This window comes from Nocardia sp. CDC160, assembly GCF_035818795.1.
In the GTDB taxonomy this organism is placed as follows: Bacteria; Actinomycetota; Actinomycetes; order Mycobacteriales; family Mycobacteriaceae; genus Nocardia.
Genome location: NZ_JAYKYT010000003.1, coordinates 386,633 through 404,482 on the forward strand (window position 1 = coordinate 386,633; position 17,850 = coordinate 404,482).

Here is a 17,850-nt window from a genome sequence, read left to right on the forward strand (position 1 = left end):
CCATGGGTCTGGTTGGATGATTCGGTGACCAGCGCCCCCTTCCGTTTGATCCCCGAGCAGCGCCTGGACCGGGTAATGCCCGCCTGGGCCGACCACTACCCCCGCTACGACATGGTCGTCGGCTACTCGGACCTCGGTCACGCGTTCCTGATGAGCACCCGCACCGGCGAGTACGGCATCCTCGACCCCTACAGTCCGGGCGTCAAGGACTACGGCGTCTTCACCGAGGTCACCGACTTCGTCACCCAGGTCCTCTTCGACCCCGACGTCATCACCTACGTGCTACAGCCCCAGCATGTCGCCGAGATCCGGCAACGACTCGGCCCCCTCGGCGACAACGAGGTCTACATCGCCACCCCCTACCCCTTCCTCGGCGGCTCCGAGACCCCCGACGCCTATCAGAAGGGCGGCGTCTGGGTCTTCTTCGACCTGGTAGCCCAGGAGCACGAATTCGAATGACGCCCGAGGAGTTCGACGAGCTGGAACGGACGGAGGACTACCGGGCCATTCCACGACTCACGGCCATGGTGTTCGATACCGAGTTGCCCGAGTCGGTGCGCAAGCGCGCCTCGGATGTGCTCGCCGGAATCGATGGCACTGTCACCGCCGAACAGTGCCGAACCTGGTGGGCCAGTGGGGATCCCGTGGTCATGCGCCATGCGCTGCGCCTCATGCACCGCTCCGAGGCCGACATTGTCGTGCCGGTCGCCGAGGACGATACGAGCCCCTTGCAGGCAATGGCCTTGAACGTCATGGGTTTCGGGTTCGATGCGCCCGAGTACGTCCCGGTAATCCTCCGCGCGCTGACGCATCGCGATCCCAAGGTCCGCGAGACAGCCGCACTGGTATTGATCTGGGCCGAACCGGTCGCAGCCGAGGAAGGGCTCCTCGCGGCCGCGCACGACGACGTATTCGAGGTGGCCGCCGGAGCCCTCGATACCTTGCGGTTCTACCCGACGCAACGAGTACTGCGCGAGGTCGCGGCGCTTCGGGAAAATCCGGACGAGCGTCGAAGGGCCGCCGCCACGGTCACTTTCGAGGATCTGCGTGAGAACTTCGAATCGACGGTTACCTCTGGATATTCGAAAGCGATTGTGCGGCTGCGCGAATGGATGCTGCCGGTACACGACCTGGTGCCGTGGCCCGCCGAGATCGCGCCCGGCACACCGCCACCGATCACCGTCCGGTACCCGATCGACGCACGTGGCGCGCTCGACGCAGTTCCCGAATCCACCGTGCTGGCGCTGATCGACGATCCCGAAGTCGAACCGGGCGAGCTCAGGCAGAGACTGAATTGCGTCGATTGGACCTGTTATGGGCGCGAGGCTCGGACACGACTGGCCGCCCGGTTCACGGGTCATCCGAACCCGTTGATCCGCGAGATCGCCTGTCGCCCCCTGGCGGACTGGGGTCGCGCCGCGGACTTGGTACGGCTGGCCGATGATCCCGACCTCGCCGTCCGCAAGTCCGCCATCTATGACCTGGGCGACCTCCCCGCCGATCCGGCGATCGCCGAATTGGTCTGGCATCGCCTGCCCGCCAAGTCCTCGACGGCGGCGCAGGAGGCCTTGCGGACCTATGTCGTCCACGCGGGCGGTGCGGCGACGGAACGGCTCGTCGAACTTGTCAGGTCCGATCGCCGCGAAGATGTTCGCCACGAGGCCGTACGCAACCTCGTGAAGCTGCGTGCGGTCGAGGAGATTCGGAGCCTCGCCGACCTGCTGACCGAGCCTCCCAGGGTCACCTGGGTGGTCCATTCCGCTCTCCTGGACGGTTCGCGCGAACTCGGTATCGCAGTGCCCGTCCCGGCGCATCTCGCCGCCGTCGACAACCTCTATCTGCAGCAGTCCGTGACCAATTACCTGGCTCACCAATCGTGATCAAGCGCCGGGCGTCGGCGCCGGGCGGACGGTATGGTCACGCCATGGTTGTTCGTCGCAGGTTCGCATCCGTCGTTCGGCACGCCGCGTTGGCCGCGGGCGCGGTGAGCGCGTGTGCCGTTCTCATCGCGACGGCCACACCGGCCGTGGCCGACAGCACGGATCTCGGTCGGCTCGAGAATGTCGAATTGCTCAATGGGGCATGGTCTTTCGACAAGGCTGCCGTGTCGCTCGGGCTTACGTATACGACCACGGATCAGCGGGACAATCAGGCTCGCGCGACGGCGGGGCTTTATTTGCCCGCCGGGTTGCCTCCGGCCGGTGGGTGGCCGTTGGTGGTGTGGGCGCATGGGACGATCGGGATCGGGAATGACTGTGCGCCGTCGCATCGGCCGCAATCGGAACGAAATCGCAGTTACTTCAACCAGATTCTGGACAATGGGTACGCGGTGTTGGCTCCCGACTACCAGGGGTTGGGGACCGGGGGGAATTTCAGCTACTACAACACCGCTGTGGAGAGTCGGTCGGTGCTCGATGCGGTGACTGCCGTTCGGGGACTTCCGGTTCCGCTGTCGAGGCACTGGGTGCTGATCGGGCAGTCCGAGGGTGCGCACGCGGTGATGAGTGCCGCCGCGCTGTATGCCCAAAACCCCAGGTATGCGGCCGGACTCACCGGCGTCGTCGCCACGGGGTTGCGTACGAATCCGCCGAAGAGTTTGCGTGAGATGTTCCGGGCGAGTTCGACGGGGTCCGACAACCAGGTTGGGTACGCGGGTTACTACCTCGCCGCGCTGGAGGAGCTGCACCCCGGGTCCGTCACCCCGTACCTGTCCGAGTTCGGTCGGCAGTACGTGGAAAAGGCTGCGACCGAATGCCTTTCGGACCTGGTCGCCGATGCTCAGGGTCGCCGCCCCGCTGCGCTGGTCGCCGATCCGGACAACCCCACGCCCACCTTCGAGTCGGACATCAGGTCCCTGGTCGGCTACCAGGAAAGCCTCGTGCCAGCCGATGTCATGATCGGCTACGGCACGGCCGACATCGATGTCCCGCCAGCCGACACTCCCGCCTACGGTCCGACGCTGCAGTCCCACAACCCGTGGGTGCACGTCAGCGTCACCGCGTATACGGGCAAGGACCACAGCGGAGCGTTCCTGGCCTCCCTCCCCGACGCCCTCGACTTCCTCCACACCCATCTGCCCTGAGCGAGGACCCTGGCGCGAAAGTCATTGCCGCAGCGTCGTCATGGCGATGTCGAGGAATTCGCGCAGGAGTTTGTCGCGATTGTCCGCGGCGACGACCAGGCAGGTCTCGGCCCCCGGAGCATCCACGACGGGCAGGTGGACGACGTCGGGGCGCAGGTAGGCGCGCGCGACGCTGAGGGGAACGAGAGCCAAGCCGTGGCCGGACGCGATGAGCTCGAACTTCTCTTCCAATGTGGCGGTGCGCCGGTTCGCGAAATCCAGTATCGGCTCGCCCTCGAGGTCGGCCAGGGTGAGCTTCGGGCGCGCCGCCAGCGGGTGTGTCACCGGCATGCAGAGCACGCGCGGCTCGTACCCGACGGGAATGGTGCGCATTCCGGTGTCATCGAAAGGCCTACGCAGGTAACCGATCTGGGCGCGTCCATCACGCAGTGGCGTGTCCCGCTCCCGCCATTGCGCCGGAATCACATCGGTCTCGACCTCGGGATGGCGTGCCCCGAATTCCCGAATAGCCTCCGAAACCCGCAGTCCGGGTGAGAAGGCGACCACCAAACGCCGGGCCCCGCTGTCGGCATCGCGCACGCGCCGCAGGGCCGCGTCGATGGCGGCGAGAATCCCCTGCGCCTCCTCGTACAGTTGCTGCCCGGCAGCGGTCAGCTCCACGGTCCGGGTGGTTCGCACGAACAGCGAGCACTCCAGCTCCTGCTCGAACGCCTTGATCTGACGGCTCAGCACGGGCTGGGCGATATAGAGCTTCTCCGCCGCCCGCCCGAAGTGCCGATGCTCCGCTACCGCGGCGAAGTAGCGGAGCTTGCGCAAATCCAGATCCATACCTTCACGGTATCAATCGTCGGAAAGGGTCTTGGACGTCGCGCCCGCCCGTCACGAGACTCGAAGCATGATCGTCATTACCTCCCCCACCGGCCAGATCGGCAGTCAGCTGCTCGCGCGGCTGCTCGAAACTTCCACTCGCAGTGAGGAATTGCGCGTCATCGTGCGCGATCCCGCGCGTCTTCCGGATGCGGTTCGCTCCCGAGTGGACATCGTCACCGGATCCCACGGCGACCCCGATGTGGTGGACCGTGCCTTCACCGGCGCGGACGCAGTCTTCTGGCTGGTCCCGCCCGACTTTCAGGCCCCCAGCCTGGACGCCGCCTACTCCGGCTTCACCCGCGCCGCCGCGAAAGCCTTCACCAACCGCGGCATCGGCCACGTGGTCTCTGTCTCCGCCCTGGGTCGCGGCACCCCCGTTGCCGCCCGCGCCGGACACATCACGGCCTCGCTGGCCATGGACGACCTGATCGCCAGCACCGGCGTCGCCTATCGCGCCCTGACCAACCCGACATTCATGGACAACCTGCTCTGGCAGGCGGCCTCGATCCGCGACACCGGCGTCTTCACCGGAACCACACCCCCCGACTACGCGGCTCCCACCGTCGCCACCCGGGACATCACCGCGGCCGCCGCCCACCTCCTCCTCGACCGGTCCTGGACCGGCACCGCCGAGGTCCCCCTGCTCGGCCCGGAGGACCTCACGCCGAACGCGATGGCCCACATCATGTCCGAGGTTCTCGGCCGCACCATCCACTACCGGCACCAGTCCCTGGACGACCTCCGCGCCAGCCTGACCGCGCGAGGCGTCACCACCGCCATCGCAGACGGCTACATCGACATGATGAACGCCAAGAACCACGGGCTCGACAACGCCGTCCCCCGCACCCCCGCCAACTCCACGCCCACCACCTTCCGCCGGTGGTGCGAACAAAGCCTCGCTCCGGCCGTGCGCGCATAACCGAGCCCACCGGGTCAGGATTCGATCGGTCCGTGGACCGGGCGGCCTCGATGCCAGACGGACCAGGTCAGGGGGACGCCCGGCCGGTAGGCGAGATGAATGGCGGAGGGGGCGTCGAGGATGTGGAGGTCGGCGGTGGCGTCGGGGCGCAGGACTCCCACCGCACCCGGGGCGGTGAGGTCGTGGGAGAGGGCGAGGGCGGCCCCGGCGGTGGCGGCGTGAATGGCCTCGCCGATGGACAGGCCCATTTGCAGGACCGCGGTGGTCACGCAGTAGGCCATGGAGGTGGTGTAGGAGCTGCCGGGGTTGGCGTTGGTGGCCAACGCTATTCGGGCACCGGCGTCGAGTAGGCGGCGGGCGGGGGCCAAGGGCTGGCGGGTGGAGAGGTCGCAGGCGGGGAGCAGAGTGGCGACGGTCGTGGCGGCCGCGAGGGCCTCGATGTCGTCGTCGGTCAGGTAGGTGCAGTGGTCGACGCTGGCGGCACCGTGCTCGATCGCCAGTTGGACGCCGGGGCCGGGGGCGAGTTGATTGCCGTGCACTCGCAGACCCAGTCCTCGGGATTTCCCCGCCTCGAGGACGCGGGCGGATTGGGCGGCGTCGAAAGCGCCTGTCTCACAGAAGACGTCGATCCAGCGGACGCGGTCGGCGACGGCGTCGAGCATGGGGCCGCAGACCAGGTCGAGGTAGGTGTCGGCGGAGTAGTCGGGCGGGATTATGTGGGCACCCAGGAAGGTGACCTCGTCTGCGACCTCGGAGGCGATGCGGGCGCAGCGCTTTTCGTCGGCGACGGTGAGCCCGTACCCGGTCTTGGTTTCCAGATACGTGGTGCCCTGGCGGAGGGCTTCGTGGCGAAGACGCACGAGATTGGTGGTGAGGGCGGCGTCGGTCGCCGCGCGGGTGGCGTCGACCGTTGTACGAATGCCTCCGGCGGAGTAGGGCTTTCCGCTCATGCGGGCCCCGAACTCCTCGGTGCGGTCACCGGCGAATACCAGGTGTGTATGGCTGTCGACCCAGCCGGGAAGGACGGCTCGGCCACCGATATCGATGCGGTGGTCGGCGTCGGGGGCGGATGCGGACGGGCCGATCCAGCGCACGCGGTCACCCTCGAGCACCAGTGCGGCGCCATGCAGGACACCGAATTCCGCTGTGTTGGTGGTGAGTTCGCCTATGCCCGTGATGACAGTCGCGGTTGGATTCACTGCCATAGCGCTCCGATCTCGGTGTCGAGGGCGGTGGCCACCTCGGGGATGATGCGGTGGGTGCGGTCACGGACGATCCAGCGGCCCGCGACCATCACGTCGGTGACATCGGCTGCCGTTGCCGCGAAGAGGATTCCAGCGCCGTCCACTCCGGCCGTGCGCACGGAATCCGTGTCCACACACACCAGATCCGCGTCTCTTCCGGGCGCTATCTCACCCAGGTTCGGCCATCCGGAAGCGGCGTGAGCCGTTGCCGCGGTGAGCAGTTCGCCGGTCTCGAAGCGTCCCCGCTGCCCGCTGGCGAGCCGTTCGTGGAATTCCAACGCCCGCGCCTCGAACCAGGGATCGATAATGGACTGGCCGTCACTGCCCAGGGCCAGTCGGGTTCCCGCGTCGGCGAGAGCCCGGGCCGGGCCGATTCCATCGCCGAGATCGGCTTCGGTACTGGGGCACAGACAGACCCAGCCTCCGGACAGCTCCGCGATGTCACCGGAGGTCAGGTGCGTCGCGTGCACGGCCACGGTGCGAGGAGTGAGAGCGCCTGCCGCCGAGAGCAATTGAGTGGGTGTACAGCCGTGCTCGGCCAGGCATTCCGTGTTCTCCAGCGGCTGCTCGGAGACATGCACGTGCAGCGGTCGCTCCTCTGCGGCCCGGACCACCACGGGCATCTGCTGGACGGGTACCGCGCGAACCGAGTGGATGGCCGCACCGGTGATCACCAATTCACCTGCCGGATCGAAGGATTCGACCCGCCGCGCCCAAGCCTCCGCGTCTCCGTCATCGAAGCGCTCCTGCACTCCGGAAGTGGGCTGCCCAAAGCCCCCGGCCAAATAACACACATCGAGCAGCGTCAGCCGGATTCCGGCATCCGCGGCCGCCGCGACCAGCGCGTGGGAGAACTCGTTGGGATCGGCGTACCGCTGCCCGTGCCCGGGGTGATGCAGGTAGTGGAACTCCGCCACGCTGGTGTACCCCGCCGACACCATTTCCGCGTACACCGCCCGGGCCAGCCGATAGTAGGAGTCCGGCTCCAGTCGCCGCGCTGCCGCGTACATGCGCTCCCGCCAGGTCCAGAAGCTGCCGCGATCGGTATGGGTGCGCCCGCGCAACGCCCGGTGGAAGGCATGCGAGTGCGCATTGGCGAAGCCCGGCACCACCATGCCGGAAAGGATTGTTCCGCAGGATTTCTCACCCGACATCACGCCCGTGATCACGCCCTCGGCGATATCGATCCGCACACCCTCGGCGACGCCGTCGGGCAGCCACGCCCGCGCGCACCAGTAGGTGCTCATGCGGCGAGGCTCCGCAGTACCCGCGCCAATTCCGCGGTGCCGTGGTCGATATCGTCCGGTTCGGCGAATTCCTCGGGCGCGTGGCTGATCCCGCTGGGGTTGCGGACGTAGAGCATGGCGGTCGGTACGAATCGGGCCAGCACGGCCGCGTCGTGCCCGGCCCCGGTGGGCAGCACCGGCGCATTGCCGAGCAGCGCGACGAGTCGATCGCGCAGGGCGGCGTCGAACGCCGCCGCCCCCTCGTAGGACTCCTCCCGAACCTCGACCGTGCATCCCTCGAGTTCCGCTGCCACGCCCGCCCTTTCGGTGATTTCGGCGACCAGTTCTCGCACGTCCCCGGGTTCGGGGAGCCGCGCGTCGAGCCATACATCGACTTGCGAGGCGATCACATTCGTGCCCCCCGGCGTCGGTACCAGCCGCCCCACCGTGGCGCGCGCCTCCGGCAGTGCCATGGCCGCACGCCGGACCGCACCGATCATTTCGGCCGCGGGCACCATCGGATCGCGCCGATCCGCCATGAGCGTCGTGCCCGCGTGATTGCCCTGCCCGGCAAAGGTGAACCGCCAGCGGCCGTGCGGAATGATCCCGCTGCCCACGGCCAGCGGCGCGTCCAAGTGCACCAGTCCCCGCCCCTGCTCGACATGCAACTCGACGAAAGTCCCTATCCGATCCAGAGTTTCGTCGTCCCGCCCGAAATACCCGGGGTCATATCCGGCCGCGCCCGCGACCTCGGCGAAGGTGTCCCCGTTCCCGTCCCGTAGCGCGAGCACCCGCTCCGGCGCGATCGTCCCGGTCAGCAGCCGCGACCCCAGACACGGCACCCCGAACCGCCCACCCTCCTCCTCGGCGAAAACCACGATCGCCAGCGGCCGCCGAGGCGTAAACCCTTGCGCCCGCAACAGATCGAACGCCGCCAGCGCACTCACCACCCCCAACGGCCCGTCATAGGCCCCACCACCGGGCACCGAATCCAGATGACTCCCGGTCACCACGGCATCCGGCCCCGGCCGACCGAACCACGCCCACACATTGGCATTCCGATCCACCTGCACCTCGAGCCCCCGCGCCCGCGCCGCCGCCGCGAACCACTCCCGCAATTCCCCTTCGGCGGAAGTGAACACATGCCGCGAATATCCCCCGCGCGCCCGATCCACCCCCACCCGCGCAAGCTCGTCCAACAGCGCATTGGCGCTTGTCGGCCCATCGATCATGAATTCACCCCTCCCACAGTGGTATACGGACACCGGTATCCCGTGCGACGGACTCCGCCTCGGGGTACCCGGCGTCGACGTGGCGCAGCACGCCCATGGCCGGGTCGTTGGTGAGGACGCGTTCGATCTTCTGGGCGGCCAGCGGTGTGCCGTCGGCTACGGTGACCTGACCGGCGTGGATGGAACGTCCCATGCCCACGCCGCCACCGTGGTGGATGGATACCCAGCTGGCTCCCGACGCGGTGTTGACGAGGGCATTGAGCAGTGGCCAGTCGGCGATGGCGTCGGAACCGTCTGCCATGGACTCGGTTTCGCGGTAGGGCGAGGCGACCGAGCCGCAGTCGAGGTGGTCACGGCCGATCACGATCGGGGCGGAAATCTCACCGCGGGAGACCATTTCGTTGAAGCGCAGTCCGGCCGCCTGTCGTTCGCCGTAGCCGAGCCAGCAGATGCGCGCGGGCAGGCCCTGGAAGGCGACGCGCTCGCCCGCCAATCGAATCCAGCGGGCGAGGGATTCGTTCTCGGGGAACAGGTCGAGCATGGCGCGGTCGGTGGCGGCGATATCGGCGGGGTCTCCGGAGAGCGCGACCCAGCGGAACGGCCCTTTGCCCTCGCAGAAGAGCGGGCGAATGTAGGCGGGGACGAAGCCGGGGAAGTCGAAGGCGCGCTCGTAGCCCGCGAGCTTCGCCTCACCGCGCAGGGAATTCCCGTAGTCGAAGACCTCGGCCCCGCGATCCATGAATCCCACCATGGCCCCGACGTGGATGGCCATGGAATCCCGTGCCCGCCGGGTGAATTCGTCCGGCTTCTTGCTCGCGTAGTCGTCCCAATCCTCGAGCGCCACGCCGATCGGCAGGTACGTCAGCGGATCGTGGGCCGAGGTCTGGTCGGTGACGATATCGACCTCGACCTCGCGGCGCAGGAGCTCCGGCAGCACCTCGGCGGCATTGCCGATCAATCCCACCGACAACGCCCGCTGCTCCGCCCTGGCCGCGAGCACACGCCGCAGCGCGTCGTCGAGATCGTCGGCGATCTCGTCCAGATACCGCGTCTCGACCCGCCTGCGCGCATGCCGCGGATTGCATTCGATGCACAGCGCCACACCGCCGTTCATAGTGACGGCCAGCGGCTGCGCCCCGCCCATTCCGCCGAGACCCGCTGTGACCGTGAGGGTTCCGGCCAGACTGCCGCCGAATCGCTTGGCCGCCACCGCCGCGAACGTCTCGTAGGTCCCCTGCAGAATCCCCTGCGTCCCGATATAGATCCAAGATCCGGCGGTCATCTGCCCGTACATGGTGAGCCCGGCCGCCTCCAGCCGCCGGAACTCCGGCCAATTCGCCCAGTCCGGAACGAGATTCGAGTTCGCCAACAGCACGCGCGGAGCCCACTCGTGGGTGCGCAGCACCCCGACCGGTCTGCCGGACTGCACCAGCATCGTCTCGTCCTCCCGCAGGTCCAGCAGGGTGCGGGAGATGGCGTCGAAGCTGGGCCAGTCGCGGGCCGCCTTGCCGGTGCCGCCGTAGACGACCAGATCCTCGGGCCGCTCGGCGACCTCGGGATCCAGATTGTTGTGCAGCATCCGCCAGGCCGCCTCGGTCTGCCAGTTGCGCGCGGTGAGCACGGTGCCCCGTGCGGCGCGGACGGTTCGAGTCATGACGAAACCCCCAGTTCGAGAAGGTGATCCGCCGCCCCCGACCGCACCAGGTCGACGACGGCGGCGATATCGGGCGCGAGATGCCGATCCGGTTCGGGCCCGGGCACCCGCTCGCGCACCAGATCCCGCAGCGCGCCCGTCGCCGCGGCGGGCCGCAGCGGTGCCCGGAAATCCAATGCCCGTGCCGCGGTGAGCAATTCGATGGCCAGCACGGTCGTCAGCCCGTCCACCGCGCGTCGCAGCTTGCGGGCCGCCGCCCAGCCCATGGACACGTGGTCCTCCTGCATGGCACTGGACGGAATCGAATCCACCGAGGCCGGTACCGCGCACCGCTTCAGCTCCGACACCACCCCGGCCTGCGTGTACTGCGCGATCATGTACCCGGAGTCCACGCCCGGATCGGCGGCCAGGAACGCGGGCAGCCCGTGCGAGCGGTGCACGTCCAGCATGCGATCGGTGCGCCGCTCGGCAATGCTGGCCACATCCGCGATGGCAATGGCCAGGAAGTCCAGCACGTATCCCACGGGCGCGCCGTGGAAGTTGCCGTTGGACTCCACCCGACCGTCCGACAGCACCACGGGATTGTCGATGGCCGAGCACAATTCACGCTCCGCGACGGTTTCGGCGTACGCCAGCGTGTCCCGGGCCGCCCCGTGCACCTGCGGCGCGCACCGCAGCGAATACGCGTCCTGCACGCGCGGGCAGTCGTCCCCGCGATGGCTGGCCACGATCTCCGATCCGGCCAGCGCCGCCCGCATGCGCGCTGCGGCCGCCGCCTGCCCGGGATGCGGCCGCAGCTCCTGCAGGTCCGCCGCGAACACCCGATCGGTGCCCAACTGCGCCTCCACGCTCATGGCGGCGGTGAGATCGGCCAGATCGAAGAGCCTGCGCAGATCCTCGAGAGCCAGCACCAGCATGCCGAGCATGCCGTCGGTGCCATTGGTGAGCGCCAGCCCCTCCTTCTCCGCCAGGGTGATCGGCGTGAGCCCGTGCTCGGCCAGCAGCGGCGCGATGGGTCGCGGACCGTTCGGCCCGAGCACCGAGCCCTCCCCCATGAGCGCCAGCGCCACCGCGGCGAGCGGGGCCAGATCACCCGAGCAACCCAGCGAACCGTATTCCGGCACAACCGGAATCAGCCCGCTGTCCAGCAGTCCGGCCAGCGCCCGCGCGGTCTCGGGCCGCACCCCGGTGTACCCGGACATCAGGGTGCGCAGGCGCAGCAGCATCATGGCGCGCACCACCTCGGGCTCCACCGGCGCGCCCGACCCGGCGGCGTGCGAGCGAATCAGGGAGCGCTGCAGGTCGATTCGCCGATCCGGCGGGATGTGGCGCAGGGCCAGCGCGCCGAAGCCGGTCGACACTCCATATACCGGTCGGTCGCTGTGGGCGAGCTCGTCGATATGCCGCCGCACCCGGGCCAGTTCGGCCAGCGCGTCCGGGGCCAGTTCCACCCCCGCGCCGAAGCGGGCCACCGCCACCACCGCCGCGCGGCTCAGCGGTCCCGTGCCGACCGGCACCCGCTCGGTTCCGATTCGCGTCATGGGCACCATTCCAGCGCCTCGGGCCGTCCGGATCGAGCACCCACGGCCGGGTTTCGTCTGGTATTTCAGACAGTATGGGTGGTGACATTCCCGCGTTGCGGCGCGGTCTGCGGGTGCTGGACCTGCTGGCCCAGCGTCCGCACCCGGTCCCCGCCGCGCTCATCGCCCGCGAACTGGACCTGCCCCGATCCTCCACCTACCAGCTGCTGGGCGAGCTGCGCGCCGCCGGATACGTGACCTATCTGGCCGCCGAACGCAAGTACGGACTCGGTCTGGCCGCCTTCGAACTCGGCGCGGCGTATCGGCGGGGCGATCCTCTCGAACGGGTGGCCGCGCCGCTGCTGCGCGGACTCGTCGACACCGTCGGCGGCACCGGGCATCTGGGGATCCTGCACGGCAACGAGTCGCTGTACCTGATCGAACAGCGTCCCGCGCGCCCGCAGACGCTGGTCACCGATGTCGGGGTGCGGCTGCCCGCGCATCTGACCGCCACCGGCCGCGCCATGCTGGCCCGGCTGGAACCGACGCACGTGCGCGCCCTGTTCCCCGGCCCGGCCGCGTTCCCCATGCGCACCGCCCGCGGCCCCCGCGACCTGCGTCACCTGCGACGGCTCCTGAAGACCGAGCGCGAGCGCGGCTGGGCGGTCGAAGACGGCTATGTCACAGCCGGTTTCGCCACCGTCGCCGCCCCGGTCTTCGATCACGGCAGCCGCCCGATCGCCGCCATCGGCGTCACCATTCGCCACCACTGCCCCGACCCGGGCAGAGATCCTCGCCAATCGAGCGACGAACCCGCCGAATGCGGGCGGATCTGGTCGGAGCTGGCGGTGCCGGTTCGGGCGACGGCCGCGGCGCTCACCGCCACCCTCGGCGGGCGTCCACCCATCCCGACCGGTCGGCCGCGCCGAATCACCTGAGGCGACCGAACGGTCGAATTGTGTAGCGCGGCAATCCCTGGGAGGTTGCCGTCAAGCTGCGCGTTTTCCTCTGGCGAGCGCCCCGGATTGTTACGATCGGCGGGGATGTCGAGGAGGTGCGGTGTCTGAAGGCAATCGAGCACCGGTTGGCGTGGACCCGTTCCGGCCCAACCCTGCTCGTGTGTACAACTACATGCTCGGCGGCAAGGACAATTACGACGCGGATCGTCTGGTCGGCGATCGGATGCTTCAGGTCGCCCCGGATACCAAGGACACCGCCTGGCACAGTCGGCGTTTCCTGATGGAGGCGGTGCGCATCGCGGCCGAGGCCGGTATCCGCCAGTTCGTCGATATCGGTGCGGGCATCCCCTTCTCACCCAATGTGCACGAGATCGCACAGTCGATCGAGCCCTCGGCGATCGTGGCCTCCATCGATTTCGATCCGGTGGTCTTCGCGCACAGCAACGCGCTGCTGTCCAGCGCGCCGGGGGTCACGCCCATCCTGGCCGACATTCGCGAACCCGACAAACTTCTCGAATTGGCGCAAAGCGAAGCGGGAATCGACTTCTCGCAGCCGGTCGCCTTCCTGATCGTCGGCGTCCTGCACTTCGTCATGGACGACGAGAAGCCGTTCGAGGCCGTCGCCCGCCTACGCGATGTCATGGCACCCGGCAGCCTGCTGGCCATCCAGCACGCCTCCACCAGCACCCACCCGTTCTTCAAGAACACCTCGAGCAATGACACCGTCGGCAGCCCGGCCCAGGTCGACTTCCGCCCACCGGATGTCGTCGCTCACTTCTTCGAGGGCCTGGAGATGCTGCCGCCCGGCCTCGCCCCCGCCAACGAATGGCTCGAAGGCGACCTACGCGCAACCAAACTCGTCGTCCTCTGCGGCATCGGCCGCAAGAACTGACCCGCGGTCGCGGCCCGCGCGCGGGTCGCAGCCTCAGCCCGCGCTGGCGAGCAGATCGGCGCGGGCCACCAGGGCGTCGGCGATGGGGCGCGGGCGGCGGCCCAGCCCGCAGGCGCTGGCCACACCGTCCACCGGCCGCCCAACGACGGTCTCGATGAGGTGCAGCGTCTCGATTTGCTCTGCCTCGGTGGGGCTTTCGTGGACCATCCCGGCGTAGAAGCGGGTCCCGGCGGGCAGTTCCAGACCCGCGAGGGGTGCGTAGAAGTCCGCCCGCGTGGAGGGCGGGATATCTCCGGCCGCGAGCGGGCCGTGGATGAATTCCAGGGTCCGCCCCGAAGGCCACTGACGAGCAATGGAATTGGCCAGTGCCACCAGTGGCCGGGTATCACGCAATGTGGTCCGGGCCTTGTTCTTCATGCTGCCCAGGCACAGGTGCACGCCAATGCGCGTGCCCGGCGGAGTCGCCGCGGCCATCTCGGCAATGCCGCGGCCCAGCCCCACAGCGGCGTCGACCCACCGGTGCAGCGGTTGCGTCCGGGCCATCAGCACCATTTCGGCGGTGGCCTCGAGCTGCACCACCACATCGTCGCCCGCCAGGTCGCGAATGGCCTCGATATCGCGAATGCTGGCGTCCTGGAAGGCCTTCCGATGCCGCCGCACCCCGCGCACGCCCATGGCGATGAATGCCAGGGTGAAGGCGGTGGGCATCCCGATCTGTAGCGACAGCTCCGGCAGATCCCGTTCGGCGCGCAGGGTCCGGAAGATCGGCAGCGCCTCCCGCGCCTCGCCCAGGTAGCCCAATTCCATCATGTCGCCGGTCAGTTCGACGCCCCGCGCGGCGCGGTGGATGGTCCGCTCGTGGCTGGTCATCCACGAGCCCTCACGCTTGACCTCCAGCGCCCCCTGCGCCACCAGGTCGTCGAGGATCGGCTGGATGTACCACTCGTAGCGGCGGACCTCCCCGGTCGGAAGGGTGCGCAGCCGCGAGCCCGCGCCATCCAGCATCGCCCGCATCGCATCATCGGTGCTCTCGGCCGGAAAGCTGCCGACGAAGTGCACATTTCGCGCGCCCATGGGATGCATGTTAGATCTTCAACCACGTTCCCCAATGAGCAGGTCGCCGAACTTCGTGTGGGGTATCGTCATTCGCCAGAAGATGGCCGGAACTCAGAACCGCTCCTGGGAAGGGATTCGGTGATGAAGAAGCTCTATGCCCGTTTGATGAAGGCGTCATGTCCCGCCGATCCGGAGTTGCTCGCGGCCAGTCTTCCCATTATCCAGGGTGAGGTCGTCCCGTACGCCATGTCGGATCCGGGCGCCCGCCAAATCTTCTTCTTCCTCGACGAGCAAGACGGGACCATGTTCTCGATCACGCTGTACGACACCGAGAAAGACCTCGAACACGCCATGCGCGACGCCGACAGTGAGCACCGCTACCGCACGCTGGCGCGGCTGGGCTACGCGCCCGTCGACGCGCGTGCCCTCGAGGTGGTGGCGGGCGCGGTCGCCGACAATGTCGTGGAAGTCGACTTCAGCCAAGGGAATTCATAACGTGCGCACCTCGTTCCGGGCGTTCGCCGCCTGCGCGGCTACGACCCTGCTGTGCCTGTCCCCCGGTCTCGCCCATGCCGATCCGGCACCGGCGGACCACTGCCAGGATGTCACCTTCCCGGTGCCGCAGGGCACCGTGGCGGGCACCCTGTGCCTGCCGGACGGTCCGGCCGACACGGTCATGATTCTGGAGTCCGGCTCCAACTACAACCATCTGTACTGGGATTTCCCGTATCAGCCGGAGACCTACAACTTCCGGCGCGCCATGAATGCCGCCGGATACGCGACGCTGGTGGCGGATCGACTCGGCAATGGCGCGAGTAGCCGACCGCTCAGTTTCACTCTCACCGCCACCGAGACCGCGGAATCCCTGCACACCATGGTGCAGGCCCTGCGCGGCGGCCTGGCGGGCAACGCGCCCTTCGCGAAGGTGGTCACCGCGGGCCACTCGCTGACCTCCGGCACCGCCATCATGGAGGCCACCAGCTACCACGATGTCGACGGCATCCTGCTCACCGGCTACTCGCACACCCTCAGCGTCCCCGACGTGCTGGGCGTCATCAGCACCTACTATCAGGCCGTCAATGATCCCGAATTCGCCGGTCGCGGTTACGATCCCGGCTATCTGGTGACCCGCCCGGGCACCCGCGCCGCCGACTTCTACGGCATCGATCCCGATCCCCAGGTGGTGGCACTCGACGAGGCCAACAAGGAAACCTTCTCCCTCACCGAGTATCCCGACGGTCTGCTGTCCACCCTCCCGGGCATGTCCAGCTTCATCACCGTCCCGGTCATGATCGTGGACGGCAGCCGCGATCGCATGGTCTGCGGACCGGGCTTCAGCACCTGCACCGACACGGCGACGCTGTACGGCAAGGAGCACCCGTACTTCTCCCCCGACGCGAAGCTGCGGACCTACGTCCTGCCCAATAGCGGTCACGCCATCAACCTCGCGCCCAATACCCGCGACTATCACGCCCAGGTCGTGGACTGGATGAAGTCGGTCACGGGCTGAGATCGCCTGCGGGCGAGCCGGACTCAGGTGGAGAACGGCGCGCCCGCACCCTCGGCGCGGGTCGGCCCTTCCCGGCGTCGGGTGGAGGCCAGCGGTAGCGCGATGTCCTCGAGCGAACGCCCTTCCGCGTCCACCGCCAGGAACTGGGCGATCAACCCGCCCGCGATCATGACGGCCGCGCCGAGCAGATAACCCAGGAACAGGCGCACCGGATGCGAGCCGTCGCCGATGAGCGCGCCGTAGATGACCGGCCCGAGCGCGCCGAAACACTGTGCGATGGCGAAGAATACGGCGATCGCCTTGGCCCGCACCTCGAGCGGGAAGATCTCGCTCACGGTGAGATAGGCCGAGCTCGCGCCCGCCGAGGCGAAGAAGAAGATCACGCACCAGCAGGCGGTCTGGGTGATGGCGTTGAGGACGCCCGCGTAGAACAGCACCGCCGAGACCGCCAGCAGCACACCGGAAATGATGTAGGTGCCCGCGATCATGCGGCGGCGGCCGATGGTGTCGAAGAGGTGCCCGATGGTGAGCGGCCCGACCAGGTTCCCGATGGCGAAGGCGATGAGGTAGATGGGCGTAGAGCCGGACGGCACGCCGTAGAACTTGCCCAGCACCAGCGTGTAGGTGAAGAAGATGGCGTTGTACAGGAACGATTGGCTGATCATGAGACTCGCGCCGAGGATGGCGCGGCGCGGATACTCGCGGAACAGCACCCGGGTCAGCGCGTAGTAGCCGATCTTGTCCGTCGGTTTGACGTCGATGGCCTTGGACTCGTCGATGGGTGGCAGCTTCACCCCGGTCGCCGCCACATCCTGTTCGATCTCCTCGATCGACGCCTCGGCCTCGCGCGCCCGCCCGTGCATGATCTGCCAGCGCGGGCTCTCCGGCAGATGCCTGCGAACGAACAGAATGACCAGGCCCAAGACCGGGCCGATGAGGAAGCCGAGCCGCCAGCCCAGCGACAGGCTCATGTGATTGAGCAGAATATAGGTGCCCAGGGTGCCGATAATCGCTCCGGCCCAATACGTTCCATTGACCGCGATATCGACGCGGCCGCGATATCGCGCCGGAATCAGCTCGTCGATGGCGGAGTTGATTGCCGCGTATTCACCACCGATACCGGTGCCCGCGACGAAACGGGTGACATACAGGAATGCCACCCAGCCCGCGCCATTGCCCAAAGTGGCGGCGGTGAGCCCGCTTCCGACCAAATACACGCCGAGGGTGACCAGGAACAGTTTTCGCCGCCCCAATCGGTCCGAGAGATTTCCGAATACCAGCGCGCCGACGACCTCACCGGCCAGATACACCGTCGCGATCAGTCCGACCGCGGTCGAGGACATGTGCAGCGTCTCGGATTTGGTCAGGGTGTCGGCGACCGCGCTGGCCACCGTGATCTCGAGACCGTCCAGAATCCACGCCACCCCGAGCGCCGCCACCAGGCGGGTATGAAATCTCGACCACGGCAACCGATCTATTCGCGCGGGCACCAGGGTCCGCACCGCTCCGCCGTCGAGCACCTCCGCCATCATGACTCCCGAAGTCCGATTCCGCGTACAGGATCTACCCCACCGAATGCCCGCTCAAACGATAGAGCACACCTCCCAATTCGCCCCTCAACTGCGCCGAGACCCTCCAGGAGCAAGGGACCTCGACCGCTGCACGACGGGTGCGTACGTACCGGCC

At 68.1% G+C, this 17,850-nt stretch carries 16 protein-coding genes; 8 read left to right on the forward strand and 8 right to left on the reverse strand.

The features are described 5' to 3' along the window. Positions 1-24: 24 nt before the first annotated feature. From VMT40_RS16410 to VMT40_RS16420, 3 genes are read left to right on the forward strand one after another with little or no spacing between them, the layout of a single operon-like run. On the forward strand, positions 25-459 hold the full coding sequence (locus VMT40_RS16410) for a T6SS immunity protein Tdi1 domain-containing protein (protein WP_326359052.1): 435 nt from the start codon (positions 25-27) through the stop codon (positions 457-459). Beyond that, on the forward strand, positions 456-1,880 hold the full coding sequence (locus tag VMT40_RS16415; protein ID WP_326359053.1) for a HEAT repeat domain-containing protein: 1,425 nt from the start codon (positions 456-458) through the stop codon (positions 1,878-1,880). Before VMT40_RS16410 ends, VMT40_RS16415 begins: the two co-directional genes overlap by 4 nt. A gap of 44 nt (positions 1,881-1,924) precedes the next feature. Further along, positions 1,925-3,082, forward strand: a complete 1,158-nt coding sequence (locus tag VMT40_RS16420; protein WP_326359054.1) for an alpha/beta hydrolase family protein — start codon at positions 1,925-1,927, stop codon at positions 3,080-3,082. A gap of 21 nt (positions 3,083-3,103) precedes the next feature. Here VMT40_RS16420 and VMT40_RS16425 read toward each other — a convergent pair whose 3' ends face one another. Then, positions 3,104-3,910, reverse strand: coding sequence for a LysR family transcriptional regulator (locus VMT40_RS16425; protein WP_326359055.1), 807 nt, complete (start codon positions 3,908-3,910; stop codon positions 3,104-3,106). A gap of 67 nt (positions 3,911-3,977) precedes the next feature. Here VMT40_RS16425 and VMT40_RS16430 point away from each other — a divergent pair, with 67 nt between their 5' ends. Next, complete coding sequence (locus VMT40_RS16430) at positions 3,978-4,871, forward strand: NAD(P)H-binding protein (RefSeq protein WP_326359057.1); 894 nt, start codon at positions 3,978-3,980, stop codon at positions 4,869-4,871. 14 nt (positions 4,872-4,885) lie between these two features. Here VMT40_RS16430 and hutI read toward each other — a convergent pair whose 3' ends face one another. From hutI to hutH, 5 genes are read right to left on the reverse strand one after another with little or no spacing between them, the layout of a single operon-like run. Beyond that, positions 4,886-6,076 (reverse strand): imidazolonepropionase, encoded by a 1,191-nt coding sequence (hutI, locus tag VMT40_RS16435; protein WP_326359059.1) that lies wholly within the window; start codon positions 6,074-6,076, stop codon positions 4,886-4,888. Continuing rightward, positions 6,067-7,362, reverse strand: a complete 1,296-nt coding sequence (locus VMT40_RS16440) for a formimidoylglutamate deiminase (RefSeq protein WP_326359061.1) — start codon at positions 7,360-7,362, stop codon at positions 6,067-6,069. Before VMT40_RS16440 ends, hutI begins: the two co-directional genes overlap by 10 nt. After that, the gene (locus VMT40_RS16445; RefSeq protein ID WP_326359062.1) at positions 7,359-8,573 is read right to left on the reverse strand and encodes an allantoate amidohydrolase; all 1,215 of its coding nucleotides are present in this window, start codon (positions 8,571-8,573) and stop codon (positions 7,359-7,361) included. The genes VMT40_RS16440 and VMT40_RS16445 overlap by 4 nt, the downstream gene beginning before the upstream one ends. A 4-nt stretch (positions 8,574-8,577) precedes the next feature. Then, a complete protein-coding gene (gene hutU, locus VMT40_RS16450) occupies positions 8,578-10,227 on the reverse strand; it encodes a urocanate hydratase (protein ID WP_326359063.1) in 1,650 nt (549 codons plus the stop codon). Then, positions 10,224-11,768 (reverse strand): histidine ammonia-lyase, encoded by a 1,545-nt coding sequence (gene hutH / locus VMT40_RS16455; protein ID WP_326359065.1) that lies wholly within the window; start codon positions 11,766-11,768, stop codon positions 10,224-10,226. Before hutH ends, hutU begins: the two co-directional genes overlap by 4 nt. A gap of 74 nt (positions 11,769-11,842) precedes the next feature. Between hutH and VMT40_RS16460 the strand changes: the two genes are divergently transcribed. Together VMT40_RS16460 and VMT40_RS16465 are read left to right on the forward strand one after the other, a co-directional pair. Then, the gene (locus VMT40_RS16460; protein WP_326359066.1) at positions 11,843-12,685 is read left to right on the forward strand and encodes an IclR family transcriptional regulator; all 843 of its coding nucleotides are present in this window, start codon (positions 11,843-11,845) and stop codon (positions 12,683-12,685) included. A 121-nt stretch (positions 12,686-12,806) separates the two neighbouring features. Then, positions 12,807-13,598 carry an SAM-dependent methyltransferase gene (locus VMT40_RS16465; RefSeq protein WP_326359067.1) on the forward strand — a complete coding sequence of 264 codons (792 nt, stop codon included), beginning with the start codon at positions 12,807-12,809 and terminating at the stop codon, positions 13,596-13,598. 33 nt (positions 13,599-13,631) lie between these two features. On the opposite strand, the gene VMT40_RS16470 is transcribed toward VMT40_RS16465, so the two are convergent. Then, positions 13,632-14,672 (reverse strand): hypothetical protein, encoded by a 1,041-nt coding sequence (locus tag VMT40_RS16470; protein ID WP_326359068.1) that lies wholly within the window; start codon positions 14,670-14,672, stop codon positions 13,632-13,634. 123 nt (positions 14,673-14,795) lie between these two features. Here VMT40_RS16470 and VMT40_RS16475 point away from each other — a divergent pair, with 123 nt between their 5' ends. Next, a complete protein-coding gene (locus tag VMT40_RS16475) occupies positions 14,796-15,149 on the forward strand; it encodes a hypothetical protein (RefSeq protein WP_326359069.1) in 354 nt (117 codons plus the stop codon). A gap of 1 nt (position 15,150) precedes the next feature. Further along, positions 15,151-16,164, forward strand: coding sequence for an alpha/beta hydrolase (locus tag VMT40_RS16480; RefSeq protein ID WP_326359070.1), 1,014 nt, complete (start codon positions 15,151-15,153; stop codon positions 16,162-16,164). Between the two features lie 23 nt (positions 16,165-16,187). On the opposite strand, the gene VMT40_RS16485 is transcribed toward VMT40_RS16480, so the two are convergent. Further along, complete coding sequence (locus VMT40_RS16485) at positions 16,188-17,693, reverse strand: MFS transporter (protein ID WP_326359071.1); 1,506 nt, start codon at positions 17,691-17,693, stop codon at positions 16,188-16,190. Positions 17,694-17,850 lie beyond the last annotated feature (157 nt).

Coding starts and splice junctions, on each gene's coding strand:
- VMT40_RS16415 (WP_326359053.1), top strand. CDS start 456: ATGACGCCCGAGGAGTTCGACGAGCTGGAACGGACGGAGGACTACCGG.
- VMT40_RS16420 (WP_326359054.1), top strand. CDS start 1,925: ATGGTTGTTCGTCGCAGGTTCGCATCCGTCGTTCGGCACGCCGCGTTG.
- VMT40_RS16425 (WP_326359055.1), bottom strand. CDS start 3,910: ATGGATCTGGATTTGCGCAAGCTCCGCTACTTCGCCGCGGTAGCGGAG.
- VMT40_RS16430 (WP_326359057.1), top strand. CDS start 3,978: ATGATCGTCATTACCTCCCCCACCGGCCAGATCGGCAGTCAGCTGCTC.
- hutI (WP_326359059.1), bottom strand. CDS start 6,076: ATGGCAGTGAATCCAACCGCGACTGTCATCACGGGCATAGGCGAACTC.
- VMT40_RS16440 (WP_326359061.1), bottom strand. CDS start 7,362: ATGAGCACCTACTGGTGCGCGCGGGCGTGGCTGCCCGACGGCGTCGCC.
- VMT40_RS16445 (WP_326359062.1), bottom strand. CDS start 8,573: ATGATCGATGGGCCGACAAGCGCCAATGCGCTGTTGGACGAGCTTGCG.
- hutU (WP_326359063.1), bottom strand. CDS start 10,227: ATGACTCGAACCGTCCGCGCCGCACGGGGCACCGTGCTCACCGCGCGC.
- hutH (WP_326359065.1), bottom strand. CDS start 11,768: ATGACGCGAATCGGAACCGAGCGGGTGCCGGTCGGCACGGGACCGCTG.
- VMT40_RS16460 (WP_326359066.1), top strand. CDS start 11,843: ATGGGTGGTGACATTCCCGCGTTGCGGCGCGGTCTGCGGGTGCTGGAC.
- VMT40_RS16470 (WP_326359068.1), bottom strand. CDS start 14,672: ATGGGCGCGCGAAATGTGCACTTCGTCGGCAGCTTTCCGGCCGAGAGC.
- VMT40_RS16475 (WP_326359069.1), top strand. CDS start 14,796: ATGAAGAAGCTCTATGCCCGTTTGATGAAGGCGTCATGTCCCGCCGAT.
- VMT40_RS16485 (WP_326359071.1), bottom strand. CDS start 17,693: ATGGCGGAGGTGCTCGACGGCGGAGCGGTGCGGACCCTGGTGCCCGCG.